Annotated in this window: 12 protein-coding genes and 1 pseudogene; 6 read left to right on the forward strand and 7 right to left on the reverse strand. The window is 59.9% G+C overall.

Going from position 1 to position 14,312, the window contains the following annotated elements:
• Nucleotides 1–244 precede the first annotated feature (244 nt).
• Nucleotides 245–1,405, reverse strand: coding sequence for a M24 family metallopeptidase (locus tag Q1A44_RS01940; protein ID WP_299618789.1), 1,161 nt, complete (start codon nt 1,403–1,405; stop codon nt 245–247).
• A 179-nt stretch (nt 1,406–1,584) separates the two neighbouring features.
• Between Q1A44_RS01940 and Q1A44_RS01945 the strand changes: the two genes are divergently transcribed.
• From Q1A44_RS01945 to Q1A44_RS01965, 5 genes and pseudogenes are all read left to right on the forward strand, one after another.
• Nucleotides 1,585–2,685, forward strand: a complete 1,101-nt coding sequence (locus Q1A44_RS01945; RefSeq protein WP_299618792.1) for an ABC transporter ATP-binding protein — start codon at nt 1,585–1,587, stop codon at nt 2,683–2,685.
• A 108-nt stretch (nt 2,686–2,793) separates the two neighbouring features.
• The gene (locus Q1A44_RS01950) at nt 2,794–3,900 is read left to right on the forward strand and encodes an extracellular solute-binding protein (protein ID WP_299618796.1); all 1,107 of its coding nucleotides are present in this window, start codon (nt 2,794–2,796) and stop codon (nt 3,898–3,900) included.
• 95 nt (nt 3,901–3,995) lie between these two features.
• A complete protein-coding gene (locus Q1A44_RS01955; RefSeq protein WP_299618801.1) occupies nt 3,996–4,283 on the forward strand; it encodes a DUF1330 domain-containing protein in 288 nt (95 codons plus the stop codon).
• The gene (locus Q1A44_RS01960; protein ID WP_299618804.1) at nt 4,284–5,939 is read left to right on the forward strand and encodes an ABC transporter permease; all 1,656 of its coding nucleotides are present in this window, start codon (nt 4,284–4,286) and stop codon (nt 5,937–5,939) included. It begins immediately after the preceding gene.
• 11 nt (nt 5,940–5,950) lie between these two features.
• Nucleotides 5,951–6,829 (forward strand): annotated as a pseudogene (locus Q1A44_RS01965) (ABC transporter permease); the annotation flags it as partial.
• A gap of 91 nt (nt 6,830–6,920) precedes the next feature.
• On the opposite strand, the gene Q1A44_RS01970 reads toward Q1A44_RS01965, so the two are convergent.
• Both Q1A44_RS01970 and Q1A44_RS01975 read right to left on the reverse strand, forming a co-directional pair.
• Nucleotides 6,921–8,144, reverse strand: a complete 1,224-nt coding sequence (locus Q1A44_RS01970) for a lytic murein transglycosylase (RefSeq protein ID WP_299621318.1) — start codon at nt 8,142–8,144, stop codon at nt 6,921–6,923.
• Nucleotides 8,145–8,348: 204 nt separating this feature from the next.
• Nucleotides 8,349–9,065, reverse strand: a complete 717-nt coding sequence (locus Q1A44_RS01975) for a YafY family protein (protein WP_299618809.1) — start codon at nt 9,063–9,065, stop codon at nt 8,349–8,351.
• Between the two features lie 82 nt (nt 9,066–9,147).
• Here Q1A44_RS01975 and Q1A44_RS01980 point away from each other — a divergent pair, with 82 nt between their 5' ends.
• Nucleotides 9,148–9,840: a glutathione S-transferase family protein gene (locus Q1A44_RS01980; protein WP_299618812.1), complete on the forward strand. Its 693-nt coding sequence runs from the start codon at nt 9,148–9,150 to the stop codon at nt 9,838–9,840.
• On the opposite strand, the gene rnr is transcribed toward Q1A44_RS01980, so the two are convergent.
• From rnr to dapE, 4 genes are read right to left on the reverse strand one after another with little or no spacing between them, the layout of a single operon-like run.
• A complete protein-coding gene (gene rnr, locus Q1A44_RS01985; RefSeq protein ID WP_299618815.1) occupies nt 9,837–12,092 on the reverse strand; it encodes a ribonuclease R in 2,256 nt (751 codons plus the stop codon). The genes Q1A44_RS01980 and rnr overlap by 4 nt on opposite strands.
• Nucleotides 12,093–12,136: 44 nt before the next feature.
• Entirely contained in the window at nt 12,137–12,673 is a 537-nt protein-coding gene (locus Q1A44_RS01990; RefSeq protein ID WP_299618818.1) for a DUF2064 domain-containing protein, read from the reverse strand.
• A gap of 32 nt (nt 12,674–12,705) precedes the next feature.
• Entirely contained in the window at nt 12,706–13,128 is a 423-nt protein-coding gene (locus Q1A44_RS01995) for a GNAT family N-acetyltransferase (RefSeq protein WP_299618821.1), read from the reverse strand.
• Nucleotides 13,125–14,270, reverse strand: coding sequence for a succinyl-diaminopimelate desuccinylase (gene dapE / locus Q1A44_RS02000; RefSeq protein WP_299618825.1), 1,146 nt, complete (start codon nt 14,268–14,270; stop codon nt 13,125–13,127). The genes Q1A44_RS01995 and dapE overlap by 4 nt, the downstream gene beginning before the upstream one ends.
• Nucleotides 14,271–14,312 lie beyond the last annotated feature (42 nt).

A 14,312-nucleotide genomic window follows, 5' to 3' on the forward strand; every position in this document is an offset into this window, starting at 1 on the left:
GTCTGTTCTGCCGTGAGGGGCCAGCCCCTCACACTCCCCGGGATATTTAGGGCCAAAAGAATATGGGAGACACCGTTTAAGATGCCTCCCAAAACAAAGAAGTTTTTCTTCTTCTGGCACGGCCATCGGCGTCCCCGCCTGTACCGTGTCCACATACCAACGCATTAACCTTAATATTTGGTTGTTTTCTTTTGGCTCCAAGAATCCTCGGGGGGAGGCGAAGCCGGGGGGCAGACGGGCCCCCTCAGGTCTTTACAATTATACCCCTGGGTCGATCAGCAAGGCACTCGGCGGCCCCACTATCGGTGATGCGGATGCTTTCCGTAATGGCCAGCCCCCAGCCGTCCATCCAAAGGCCAGGCATGAAGTGAAACGTCATGTTTGGCTCAAGCACCGTCTGATCGGTGGCGCGAAACGACATCGTCCGCTCGCCCCAATCTGGCGGATAGCTGAGACCGATGGGATAGCCGCAGCGTGGCGTGCGCTCGATGCCGATCTTGCGCATCGCGCCATTCAACGCCTCTGCTACGTCACAAGTGCGGTTGCCCGCGCGCGCGGCATTGATCCCTGCCTCCAATCCCTCAAGGATTGCGCCCTCTGCCCGCTTCATCTCATCTGGGGGCGTTCCCAAAAATACAGACCGGCATAGAGGCGCGTGGTAACGGCGATAGCAGCCTGCAATCTCGATTGTGGTCGCCTCGCCCTCGACGAATGGGCGGCCGTCCCACGTCAGATGCGGGGCGGCAGCATCCGCGCCCGAGGGCACAAGCGGGACAATAGCCGGGTAATCCCCCCAATCATCGCCCACACCCCGGATAGCATCGCGAAAGGCGTCTGCCACCACCTCGTTCTTGGGCACGCCGGGGGCGATACGTTCGGCCATTCCGTCGACCACAGCCTCGGAAATGCGGGCCGCTTTGCGCATGAACCAGATCTCGGCGTCCGATTTCACGGCCCGGCACCAGTTCACCAGCGCAGTTGCGTCAACCATGTCCACCCCTGCCTGGGCCAGCACGGCGTGTGCCTTGGCGGAGTAGTAATAATTCTCCATTTCGACGCCGACCCGACCGCCCAGATATTGCGCCAGGTCCTCCATCGGGTGGCAGTCGGTGGTCTGGATGAAGTGTTCGGCATATCCCGCGACGCGATCATCATCCATCCAAACAGTGCGCAGCGCGCCCGCCTTGTCCTGCATCCGGCCCCACCAAAGCGGACCGGTATCATGGGTGACGACGACCCCTTGGTGAACGTAAAAAGACCATCCATCATAGCCCGTCAGCCAGGCCATGTTCGACGGGTCGGTGACAAAAAGGCAGGTAATATCGCGCGCCGCCATGGCATGTCGTACCTTTTTCAGCCGCGCGGAATACTCTGTTCTGGCAAACGGCAAATCCTTGATTCCCATCGTTCCCTCCTGCTGGTTGCAGCCATTTGACCCAAAGAAGCCTGAAATTGCAGTGAAATCGACCAGATTGCACAATCAAACCCCGGATTCGGGGCAAGCCGGTTGCAATGCGGACGATGTGCCGTTTTACATATGCGTAACAAAGCGGACCACCGCTGGGATAAAATGGGGAGCCACCTTTGGCTGATAGTGCGACCAAACAGGCGTTCGTCGAATTCGAGCGCGTGCAGAAAAGCTATGATGGCGAAACGCTCGTTGTCAAAGACCTCAACCTTTCACTGCCGCAAGGCGAGTTCCTCACGATGCTTGGGCCCTCCGGCTCAGGCAAGACGACCTGCCTGATGATGCTGGCCGGGTTCGAAACGGCAACCCATGGTGATATCCGCCTGGATGGCGTGTCGATCAACAACATCCCGCCGCACAAGCGCGGCATTGGCATGGTGTTCCAGAACTACGCCCTGTTTCCACACATGACCGTGGCCGAAAACCTCAGCTTTCCCCTGGAAGTGCGCAAAATGGGCAAGTCCGAGCGCGAGGAAAAGATCATGCGCGCTCTGGGCATGGTCCAGATGCAGGATTTCGCTGGTCGCCGTCCGACGCAACTATCCGGTGGTCAGCAACAGCGGATCGCACTGGCCCGCGCTCTGGTGTTTGAGCCTGAACTGGTCCTGATGGACGAACCCCTTGGCGCTCTCGACAAGCAGTTGCGCGAAACCCTGCAATTCGAGATTACGCGGCTTGCCCACGATCTGGGTATCACAACCGTCTACGTGACCCACGACCAGACCGAAGCGCTGACCATGTCCGACCGCGTCGCCGTCTTTGACGATGGCCGCATTCAGCAATTGGCCCCACCAGACAAGCTCTATGAAGAGCCGCAAAACAGCTTCGTCGCCCAGTTCATCGGTGAAAACAACACGCTTGATGGTGTGGTCAAAGAGATCAACAACGGCGTGGCCCTTGTGCAGCTTGACGGCGGTGACATCATTGACGCCAAGCCCATCAACGTCAGCAAACCAGGCGAGCGAACCCGCGTGTCCATCCGCCCCGAGCGGGTCGAGATGAACAAGGATCGCCTCAATCCCGACGCCCATACCCTCAAGGCCGAAGTGCTTGAGTTCGTATACATGGGCGACATATTCCGCACGCGGTTGCGCGTTGCGGGCGTAGATGACTTTATCATCAAAACGCGGAACGCCCCGGATCAGGCCCGCCTGAAACCCGGCGAACAGATCGAGATCGGCTGGATGGCCGAAGATTGCCGCGCACTTGACGCATGAAACACTTCGCGCCCGCACACTCCGGGCGCGATGCGTAAAGGGACGCGTGTGATGCCCGTGTCACCGTCCTGTAGAACCAACCCGGGCTTAAACAGTGGGAGAAGAGTTATGAAACTCACCAAAACACTCATGGCGACAACCGCCTTGACCGTCGCCGCCGGCATGGTCTCAGCCGATGGCCACATGGCCAGCGAAATGACTATCGTATCGTGGGGCGGCGCCTATTCCGCGTCGCAAAAAAACGCCTATCACGACCCCTATTCGGAAATGACAGGCGTCACCATCATCAACGATGACAGCTCGGCCGAGGCCGTGGCGAAACTGCGCGCCATGAACGAAGCGGGCAACGTCACATGGGACGTCGTTGACGTTGTGGCCGCTGACGCGATCCGCCTGTGCGACGAAGGTCTGGCGATGGAAATCGATGCCGACACGCAGCTGGCCGCAGCGCCTGATGGCACGCCTGCCTCCGAAGACTTTGGCGACCTGCTGGTCTCCGACTGCTTCATCCCGCAGATCGTCTATTCGACCACATTCGGCTATCGCACCGACCTGGTTGGCGACACGCCTCCCACTTCCGTTTGTGCGGTCTTCGACACCGAAGCCTATCCCGGCAAGCGTTCGCTGGAAAAGCGCCCCATCAACAACATGGAATGGGCTCTGATCTGTGACGGCGTGGCCAAAGACGACGTGTATGACGTGCTGGAAACAGACGAAGGTCAGCAACAGGCCCTCGACAAGCTGGCAACCATCAAAGACGACGTGATCTGGTGGTCGGCTGGTGCGGACACGCCGCAGTTGCTGGCAGACGGCGAAGTTGTGATGGGCTCGACCTATAACGGTCGCCTGTTCTCGGTCATCGAAGAGCAGAACCAGCCCGTCGCCATGCTCTGGGACGCGCAGGTGTTCGACCTTGACGGTTGGATCATCCCAACAGGTCTGTCGCCCGAGCGTCAGGCCCGTGCGCTGGACTACATCATGTTCGCCACAGACACCCAGCGTCTGGCGGATCAGGCCAAGTGGATCTCTTACGGTCCTGCACGTGCATCCTCCGCCCCTCTGGTCGGTCAGCACGCAGAACTGGGCATCGACATGGCGCCACATATGCCAACCGACCCAGAGAACGCCAAGAACACGTTCCTCTACAACTACGAGTTCTGGGCCGACTATCGTGACGACATCGACGCCAAATTCCAGGCGTGGCTGGCACAATAATCCCGTAGGGCGGGGATAAACCCGCCTTACCCAAAACCTCGTTGCGGGGCGCGTCATGCATCCGCCCCGCAACCCTCAACCACCCGGAGACGACGATGCCCAAAGGTTACATCATCGGCCACATCACCGTGAACGATCCCGAAGCGTACAAAGAGTACGTCGTCCGGGACACGCCCATCCTGCTTAGCCACGGCGCTGTACCGCTGGTACGCGGCGGACAGGGCCAGGTGATGGAAGGCGAACAGCATGACCGCCATGTCGTCTTTGAATTTCCGTCCTATGAGGCTGCACTGGCCGCCTATAATGACCCCGAATACCAAGAAGTGATGAAGATCCGCCATCGCACGGCCACTTCCACCATCATCGTCGTGGAGGGCGCGTAAATGGCTGACACCGCAGCAAACGGGCCCGTCCTTGCCGCCGATGGCTCGCCTCTGAAACGCAGCCTTGGTCGCGCCCTGCGTCGCCAGAAATTGCGCGCGCTGGCGCTGGTTGCGCCGCTGCTGATCTTTGTCTTGATTACCTTTATCTTTCCCATCGCATCGATGCTGTTTCGGTCGGTTCAGAACGATATCGTCTCTAACACGCTGCCATATACGGTTCAGGCTTTGGCCAATTGGGATGCCAGCACGGGTGATCTGCCCCCCGAACAGGTGTTCGAGGCGATGTATTTCGACATGTTCCTCGCTGCCGAGGCCAAGCGGCACACACGTCTGGGCACCCGTCTGAACTATGAACAGACCGGCGTATCGTCTCTGTTCCGCCAGTCTGGGCGCAAGCTCGACGATCTGGGCAAGGACATCGAAAAACCGATGAACCGCCTGAATGCGGCGTGGAAGGACGGCGAAACCTGGTACAGCATCTTTGACGCGGGCACAGACAGCGCCGATACACAATTGCTACAGGTGCAGCGCAACCGGGTGGCTGCCTTGACGGACGGCCCCGCCAGTGGCGACGTCAACTTTGCGCCAAGCGCCGCAATGGCACAGGCACTGCCCACCGCCACACGCGCCTATACAGCCTGGGCCGTCTACACCGCGACCCAAGACGGCAAGGACCCCGCCACCACCGATCCATGGGAAGCCTTGCCCGTGGCCCTTGTCCACGACCTGAAAACCGCCGATCTGTCTGGCCTCAATGGTCCCGCCGTTGATTTGCTGACCGAACTTCAGGCCGCAAATATCGAAATGCCCACCTTCGCGGGTTTCTTTGCCGATATGGACGAGGATTGGGCAACCGCCACACCGTGGCAAACCATTCAAACCCATTCCGGCATCTACACTTCGGGCTATTTCCTGAACGCGGTCGATGCGCAAAAGACGCCCGAAGGGATCGCCTGGCAACCCGAGGACAAACAGATCCTGCTTACGCTGTTCGTGCGCACGCTGATCATGTCACTGGCCATCACAGGCTCTTGCATCCTGTTGGGCTATCCCATCGCGTGGCTGTTGGCGAACCTGCCCATGCGGCAGGCCAACGTCTTGCTGATCCTCGTTCTGCTGCCCTTCTGGACATCCCTTCTGGTGCGGACATCGGCATGGAAAGTGATGCTGCAACAACAGGGTGTGATCAACGACGTACTGGTCTGGATTGGCCTCGTGGATGACGCGGAACGGTTGATCATGATCAACAACCAGTTCGGTACAATCGTAGCCATGACGCATATCCTGCTGCCCTTCATGATCCTGCCAATGTATTCGGTGATGCAGACCATCCCGCCCAGCTATCTGCGCGCGGCCAAAAGCTTGGGCGCCACGAACTGGACGGCCTTCTGGAGGGTCTATTTCCCGCAATCGGTGCCGGGCATCGGGGCGGGGTCTATCCTCGTCTTCATCCTCGCCATCGGGTACTACATCACTCCGGAAATCGTGGGTGGCACCAAAGGTGTCTTCATCTCCAACCGGATCGCCTATCACATCTCGTCATCGCTCAATTGGGGGCTGGCAGCCGCACTCGGGTCTATCCTGCTGGCGGCGGTGCTCATTCTCTACTGGGCCTACGATCGGATCGTGGGCATCGATAACGTCAAGCTGGGATAACGACCATGGGACTTCCTCCATATGCAACGTTCGGCCAGCGGGTCTGGTATTACACTTTCCGGGTCATCTGTGCGCTGATCTTCATCTTTCTGATCACGCCGATCCTGGTGGTCATGCCTTTGTCGTTCAACTCGCAGGACTTCTTTACCTTCACGCCGGAAATGCTGCGGCTTGATCCGGCGGGCTACAGCCTCAAACACTACGAAGACTTCTTTACCAACGCAGAATGGCAGCGCAGCCTGAAAAACTCGCTCATCATCGCACCTATCGCGACGATCATCTCGGTCAGCCTTGGGACGCTCGCCGCGATCGGCCTCAGCCAAAGCCACGTGCCCTTCAAAGGGACGATCATGGCCATTCTGATCTCGCCCATGATTGTCCCATTGATCATCTCGGCCACAGGCATGTTCTTCTTCTACTCTTCGCTTGGCAACTGGATGGAAAGCAACCTGGGGCTGGACAAGAACTTTGTAGGCTACATCAAGGTCATTCTGGCCCATGCCGTCCTTGGCATCCCCTTTGTTATCATCACAGTCACCGCCACGCTTGTGGGTTTTGACCGCTCGCTCACACGGGCGGCGGCCAATATGGGCGCCAACCCGGTCACGACATTCTTCCGGGTGCAAATGCCCCTGATCCTGCCCGGCGTGATCTCGGGCGGCCTCTTTGCCTTCATCACGTCCTTTGACGAGGTGGTTGTGGTGCTGTTTGTCGGCTCAGCGGGTCAAAAAACACTGCCTTGGCAAATGTTCACCGGCCTGCGCGAACAGATCAGCCCAACGATCCTCGCTGTGGCAACACTGCTGGTGATCATCTCCATAGCGCTGCTGACAGTCGTGGAACTCCTACGTCGGCGCAGCGAAAAACTGCGCGGCATGTCCCCCGGCTAACTCTTCTTTTGGCCAAAGATATCCCGGGGGAGCCGAAGGCGGGGGCAGAGCCCCCTAAACAATAGTGTCGCGCGAACGCGCGTCCTTCGGATCAGCGCAGTTTTTTCAACAGGCTCAGCGACGCATAGCCATCAGGTGCCAATCCTTCCGAGCGTTGAAACGCGCGCACGGCCTCAATCGTCTTAGGGCCAATCTTGCCATCCACACCCTGCGTGCTGAACCCCTGCGCCGTCAAACGGCGCTGCATTTCCTTGCGCTCAGAGAATGTCAGGGCACGGTCGCCGCGCGGCCAGCGCGCCTTGATCTCGGGCCCGCCCTTGATCCGATCGCTGAGATGACCAACCCCGATGACATAAGCATCTGCCGTGTTGTATCGCTCAATCACGCCAAAGTTCTTGAAGATCATGAACGCGGCACCCTGCCCGCCCGCAGGCAACAGGATAGACGCCGTGCCATAGTTCGGCACCGCCTGCCCGTTCACACCAACAACACCCAGCTGCGCCCATTGGCCCGGGCTTTTCTTGGTCTTGCGGTTCGCCAGCGCATAGTTGAAGCCACGGGGCAATTTCACCTCAACGCCCCAAGGCTGCCCTTTGACCCAGCCAAAGCGGGCAAGATAAGCGGCTGTCGAGGCCAATGCATCGCTGGGATCATCCGACCAGATATCCCGCTTGCCATCGCCCGTGAAATCCACGGCATAGGCTAGGTACGAGGTCGGAATAAACTGCGTGTGGCCCATGGCCCCCGCCCAACTGCCGGTCATGTTACGGGGTGACGTATCACCATTCTGCAAAATCTTGAGCGCCGCGATCAACTGCTGCTCAAAAAAGCGGCCGCGGCGGCCGTCATAGGCAAGGGTTGCAAGGCTCTGAACCACATCATTGCTGCCCTTGAAACTGCCATAGGCGCTTTCCAGACCCCAAACCGCGACCACAACCTCTTTGTCGACGCCGTACTTCGCCTCAATGGCTTCCAGCTTGCGACGATGCTTGCGCAAGGCGCTTTTGCCGTTCTTCACGCGGGTGTCCGACGCGGCACTGTCCAGGTATTCCCAGATCGTCTTGGTGAACTCGGACTGGTTGCGATCTCGCTTGATCACATCCGGGTCATACCGGACACCACGAAAGGCGCGGTCAAAAGTGCCTCCACTGATCCCCTGTGCCAAGGCGCGGCCCCGGAACGCTTTGATCCAACGCTGAAATCCGGCATCGGCCGCCGTTTTCTGCACCAAAGGCGGTGCAGGTTCCGCGACGGCCAAAGGTCGCAATTGCGGGCGTAGAACAGAGGAAGCGGTTGCCGCGACCAAAACAGGCATCGCAGGCGCGCGCGTCGTGGCGTCCCAGTTGGGACGCAATTCGGGGCGCAAACTCTGCTCTTGGGCCCGCAGATCGCCAAACTGTATTACCAAAACAGCAGCGCACGCCGCTGCCAGCCTTACAAAACTTACCATTGCTCGCCTCATGATCGCTTGTCCCGCGTTGTTTCTAGTTTAGCGACAATTGCCAAACCAAGAAAGCACTCAATCAGAGGGAGGGCGGTCCTTTGCCAGATGCACCTCGGCCCGAATGCGTTCCAGATAATCCCGCAAGAGAGACACACGATGCGGGCGAAAACTGTCTTCGGTCACGATCAGGTCGTCCATCCGGTCCAGCCGGAACATCCGAAAATCGCGGCGCAAGTGGCACCAGGCCAACAGCACGTTGGTGTTGTCCATGTAAACGATGCCCAGGGGTTTCACGCCCCGTTCGGTCTGGGCCCCCTTCCCGTCCTCATAGGCAAAGCGCACGCTGACCTCATCCCAGGCCGCCTGCCGCAACACGCCCACGTCAATGCGCGGCGGTTCGGGCCGCCAATAGCGACGCGCATCCAGCACCGCATGTTTCAACCGGTGCGCTTGCGCGGGCGGCACCCGGGCCTGGATCTTGGCCAGCGCAGAGGTTGCCGCCTTGGCCAGCGCCGGATCAGCGATCACCGCCACATCACGCAGGCCCAGAACCAGCGCCTCCAACTCGTCATTCTCGAACCCCAATGGTGGCAGCGACGCGTCCTCGATCAGGGTAAAGCCAAATCCAGCTTCCCCATCGATCACCGCTCCAAGGCCGCGCAATTCGTCAATGTCCCTGTAGATCGTGCGCAGTGACACATCCATCTCGTAGGCCAGCGACTGGGCGGTCACGGGTGGTGGCAGGCGACGCAGGCTTTGCATCAATTGAAACAGGCGGTGGGTACGGGTCATGATCCACCTTACCACAACTCCTGCCAAAAACTGTCAACAAGGTTCCGTAGCTCTCTGCCAAGTTGCACCTTCGGAGAAACGCATGCTGACCCTCGTTGCCTATCCCCCTGCTTTTGATCAACCCAGCGCCAGCCCGTTTTGCGTAAAGGCCCTGTACCTGCTGAACATGTCGGGCCTGCCATGGCAACGCAACGACACAAACGACCCGCGCAATTGGCCCAATGCCAAGCTTCCCGCGCTATGGATCGAGGATCAGATCATCGGCGACAGCGACGGCATTCGCGCGTTCCTGGAAGGCAAGGGGGCTCAGTTTGACAAAGGTCTCAGCGATTTGGATCGCGCAACCTCTCGCGCCTTTATTCGCATGGCCGAAGAGCATATGTATTTTCATCTTCTTCTGGACAGGTGGGCAGATGATGCCGTTTGGCCTCGTATCAGAGACACATATTTCTCTGAGCTGCCCGGGCTTTTACGGAATTTCATCGCCGGTGGCATGCGGCGCACCGTCTTGAAAGGGATGCAAACGCAGGGCCTTGGCCGCCTGACACCTGAAGAGCGGATGGCCCGCATAGAACCAGACCTTCAGGCCATCGCTCATAGGCTGTGGCAGGGTCCGTTTCTCTTTGGGGCGACACCTTCCGCTGCTGATGCAAGCGTGGCGCCAATGCTGGCCGCGATGATCGGGACACCGGGCGACACTGCGTTGTCACGCCGGGTCAGCGAGGATCAAATTCTGACGGATTACACGACGCGCGTCGCCACGGCACTGGGTTAACGGCGGCTGCGTTTGACCTTGCGGCTGGTCTTTTCGCTCTTACGCTTGGCCTTGGCCGACTTTCGGCGGGGGCTACGTCCCGCCGGGCTCCGCCGCCCTTTGGGCAGCGATTGACCATCGAGCGCCAACAGTTCAAGCGCGATGCCGCCGGTGACCGGCACCGCCTCTGCCAGACGCACGGTAGCGCGCTGGCCGAGGCTGATCACCATACCGGTGTCTGCACCCATGAGCGTGTTCGCCTCGCGATCAAAATGGAAATACTCCGCCCCGATCGAGCGCATAGGCACCAGGCCATCGGCCCCACTGTCGTCCAGTTTGACGAAGATGCCGAACTTGGCGATGCCTGCCACCCGGCCCTCCATCTCATCGCCCACACGCTCGCTCAGATATGCGGCAAGATAGCGGTCGGTCGTGTCCCGTTCCGCCACCATAGACCGGCGTTCGGTGTCAGAGATCTGTGTGCCCGTCTTCTCCAGCGCATCCACATCCTCGGGTGACAGACCGTCCTTGCCCCAGCCATGAGCCGAGATCAGCGCACGGTGCACAATCAGGTCGGAATAGCGCCGAATGGGCGAGGTGAAATGGGCGTAACTGCGCAGCGCCAGACCAAAATGGCCGAAATTCTGTGGGCTGTAATAGGCCTGCGTCATCGACCGCAGCGTCGAGATGTTGATCAGCTCGGCGTCTTCGGTGTCCTCCGCCTGCTTGAGCAAGCGGTTCAGGTGTGCCGTTTTCAAAACCTGCCCCTTGGCCAGGTTCAACCCCGCCGCCTGTACGGTTTCGCGCAGGGCATCAAGCTTGTCAGGCGAGGGTTCTTCATGCACCCGAAAGAGCAGCGGCGACGCCTTGGCAATCAGAGTTTCCGCCGCCGCCACATTGGCCAGCACCATGAACTCTTCGATCAGGCGGTGGGCATCAAGGCGGTCCTTGAAATTGACCGAACTCACTGTGCCGTCATCGTCCAACACGATTTGCCGTTCGGGCAGGTTCAGCTCTAGCGGCTCACGTTTCTTACGCGCCTCGACGAGGGCCGCGTAGGCTGCAAAAAGCGGCTTCAAAACAGGCTCTAACAGGGGGCCAGTGCGGTCATTCGGCGTGCCGTCAATGGCCGCCTGCACCTCTTCGTAATTCAGCGCAGCAGGCGAGCGCATAAGGGCACGATGGAAGGAATGACCGATCTTTTCCCCAAAGGCATCAATCTGCATCCGCACGGCGATACAAGCACGCGGCACGCCTTCGTGCAGCGAACACAGGTCGCCCGACAACCTGTCGGGCAGCATTGGGACAACCCGGTCGGGGAAATAGGTAGAGTTGCCCCGTTTGTGCGCCTCGCGATCAAGCGCAGAACCGGACGTGACATAGGCCGCAACATCCGCAATCGCGACCCAGATGACATGGCCCCCTTCGTTCTTGGGATCCTCATCGGCATGAGCGTAACAGGCATCGTCATGATCCCGCGCATCCCATGGGTCGATGGTGATCAGAGGCATCTCGCGAAAATCCTCGCGGCCCTTCAGGCCCGCGGGCTTCTTGGCGTCAGCTTCGGCAATCACGGCGTCGGGAAAACTGTCGGGAATGCCATGTTCATGGATCGCGATGAGCGACACGGCCTTGGGCGCAGAGGGGTCACCCAAACGCTCAACGATGCGGGCACGGGGCAGGCCGACGCGCTGTTTGGGGCCCGCCAATTCCGCCTCAACCAACTCGCCATCTTTGGCACCGTGAGTCGCGTCACTGGCGACCGACCATTCGCGGTCGCTGCCCTTGTCCACAGGCACGATCCGACCGCCTTCGGCCCCTTTGCGAAACACGCCCAACACACGACGCGGATTGGTGCCGATGCGGCGGATCAGCCGCGCCTCATAATGGTAGTCTTGATCCTGAACCAGGGTCAGTCGCGCCAGAATACGATCGCCTTGTCCCAAGGCCGGATCAGACGCGCGCGGGATCACCAACACGCGTGGTTCAACGCCGGTCCCGTGCCATTCCATCGGCGCGGCAAACAGATCACCATCCGCATCAGGGGCCAGAACCTGCAACACGCTGACAGGTGGCAGGCGATCCGGGTCCTGATAGGTCTTCTTCCGCTTTTCCAGATGGCCCTCTGCCTCCAACTCTTTGAGAAGGCGTTTGAGGTCGATCCGGGCCGCACCTTTGATGCCAAAGGCTTTGGCGATGTCGCGTTTGGCAGTGAGGGTCGGATTGGCGGAAATCCAGTCAAGGATTTCGGGCTTGGATGGGATACGGGTCATGAAACGCAGGTAGCACGCGCACCCGGTGCCGTCATCGTGAAACTTCAGGGCAAGTCCTGGGCCGTGTCCACATCATTGAGTGTATCGACCAAGGCCACCCGCCCCGGCAGTCGCGTCTGCGTGTCGGTCAGCGCATCCGCGGTTGACCACCGGGCACCCGCCAGAACATCGCGTTGCAAACGGCCCGGATGGCGCGCACCGATCAGCCAAAATCCACCATCCGGCGAGGGACCAAGAACGCAATCATGAGACCCTAGCGCGGCAATGGCGCGTCCGATGTGATGTGGCTGCACCCCGGAAATATCAGAGCCTATCAAGACACTTTTGGGAGGGGCCTGCCGCAGCAAGCGGATCATGCGCTGACCCAGATCACCGTTCCCCTGCCACAATTTGACATCTCGGGGCCCGACCATGACGCGCGACGTTTTGGGCGCATAGCCCGCCACCATCGTCCAGCGCGGGTCGCGCAAGTGCCGCACGATCCTGTCCACCTGATGCCTGTACCACCAGGTCGCGTCGATCATTCCGATATCGCGGCCCAACCGGGTTTTTACCCGGCCCGGACGCGGTTGTTTTACCATGATGATCAACCACGGCTTTTCCGCCAGTGGCGTCAAAGCACACGGCCCATATCGCGGTGTGGTATGCCTGCGTCATCGTAAACGGAGCCAAAGGCGGCAAAACCCAGCTTTTCATAGAACGCCAACGCATGTGTCTGTGCACCCAATACGGCGCGGATCACACCTGCTTGTGCACGCGCCACATCCAGGCAAGACCGGATAATGGCAGCCCCCATGCCCGTGCCCCGCGCCTCTTGCAAGACACAGACACGGCCAATCTTGGCCACGTCACCGACGATCAGGATGCGCGCACAGCCCAGTGGTTTTCCGTCAACTGTCGCCAACACGTGCAACGCCTCTGCGTCGCGGCCATCGACCTCATCCGCTTCGCTGACATTCTGCTCTTCGATGAAAACAGTGCGGCGTAGGGTCAGGCAGGTGTCGATGTCCTGCGTCTGTGAAATCGTCCATTTCATGCAAAATAGTCTCGCAAAATACGACCATAGATCGCCTTGAGCTGTTCTATATGATCCACCCGCACATGTTCATCCACCTGGTGCATCGACTGGCCCACCAGACCAAACTCGACCACCGGGCAGTGATTCTTGACAAAGCGGGCGTCCGACGTGCCACCCGTCGTGCTCAGCACCGGGGTCACGCCCGTTTCCGCCGCGACCGCGCCCGCCACCAGATCAGACAAGGGGCCGGGCGGGGTCAGAAAACTTTCGCCCGACACCTTCACCTTCATCTCGACCTCGACGCCGTAGGCCACCGCGACAGCATCGGCCTGCGCGCCTAGCCAGGCCGTCAGGCTGTCGCCGGAATGCCGATCGTTAAAGCGGATGTTGACGGCGGACCGCACCTGCGCCGGGATCACATTCGTGGCGGCGTTGCCCGTATCAACCGTGACCACCGCAAGGGTGGAGGCATCAAAGTGTTCCGTGCCCTGGTCCAACACGTGGCTAGCCAACTGGTCCATCAGGCGCATCATCGGGGGCAGTGGGTTGTTGGCACGGTGCGGATAGGCAGAGTGGCCTTGTTTGCCTGTGACAGTAAACCAGGCGGTCAACGACCCACGGCGGCCAATCTTGATCATGTCACCCATCGCCTCAGGGCAGGTCGGTTCGCCCACCAGACATACGCTCATCGCCTCGCCTTCAAGGTCCATATGATCCAATAGGGCGGTGGTGCCATCGGTTGCATCACCTTCCTCGTCACCGGTGATGGCCAGAATAACGGCTCCGTCCGGCGGCGTATCGCGGACGAAATCCACCGCGGCGGCGGCAAAGGCGGCCACACCCGATTTCATATCCGTGGTGCCTCGGCCATACATCACGCCGTCTTTCACCTCAGCCCCGAAAGGGGGCATGGACCAATCGCTTTCGACCCCGATTGGGACGACGTCGGTGTGGCCATTAAAGCCAAAGGTGCGCGCGTGCCCCTTGTCCCCCCATCGGGCAAACAGGTTGCGAATACCGCCGCGATCTGCCCATTCGCAGTGAAAACCCGCCCCGCTGAGCAGCTCATGCAGGATATCCAAGGCGCCCTCATCCGCAGGGGTGACAGAGGCACAGCGAACCAGATCAGCAGTCAGGGCAACGGGATCAACGGGGGGCATGGGCCAGCCTTTCGGGCAATTTCACGGTCAGGTAGTGGCGAA

The sequence above is a fragment of the uncultured Tateyamaria sp. genome, from assembly GCF_947503705.1.
Classification (GTDB): Bacteria; Pseudomonadota; Alphaproteobacteria; order Rhodobacterales; family Rhodobacteraceae; genus Tateyamaria.

Excerpts from the sequence above, each read along its gene's own strand:
- Q1A44_RS01940 (WP_299618789.1), bottom strand. The coding sequence starts at position 1,405 with ATGGGAATCAAGGATTTGCCGTTTGCCAGAACAGAGTATTCCGCGCGG.
- Q1A44_RS01950 (WP_299618796.1), top strand. The coding sequence starts at position 2,794 with ATGAAACTCACCAAAACACTCATGGCGACAACCGCCTTGACCGTCGCC.
- Q1A44_RS01955 (WP_299618801.1), top strand. The coding sequence starts at position 3,996 with ATGCCCAAAGGTTACATCATCGGCCACATCACCGTGAACGATCCCGAA.
- Q1A44_RS01960 (WP_299618804.1), top strand. The coding sequence starts at position 4,284 with ATGGCTGACACCGCAGCAAACGGGCCCGTCCTTGCCGCCGATGGCTCG.
- Q1A44_RS01970 (WP_299621318.1), bottom strand. The coding sequence starts at position 8,144 with ATGCCTGTTTTGGTCGCGGCAACCGCTTCCTCTGTTCTACGCCCGCAA.
- Q1A44_RS01975 (WP_299618809.1), bottom strand. The coding sequence starts at position 9,065 with ATGACCCGTACCCACCGCCTGTTTCAATTGATGCAAAGCCTGCGTCGC.
- Q1A44_RS01980 (WP_299618812.1), top strand. The coding sequence starts at position 9,148 with ATGCTGACCCTCGTTGCCTATCCCCCTGCTTTTGATCAACCCAGCGCC.
- rnr (WP_299618815.1), bottom strand. The coding sequence starts at position 12,092 with ATGACCCGTATCCCATCCAAGCCCGAAATCCTTGACTGGATTTCCGCC.
- Q1A44_RS01990 (WP_299618818.1), bottom strand. The coding sequence starts at position 12,673 with ATGGTAAAACAACCGCGTCCGGGCCGGGTAAAAACCCGGTTGGGCCGC.
- Q1A44_RS01995 (WP_299618821.1), bottom strand. The coding sequence starts at position 13,128 with ATGAAATGGACGATTTCACAGACGCAGGACATCGACACCTGCCTGACC.
- dapE (WP_299618825.1), bottom strand. The coding sequence starts at position 14,270 with ATGCCCCCCGTTGATCCCGTTGCCCTGACTGCTGATCTGGTTCGCTGT.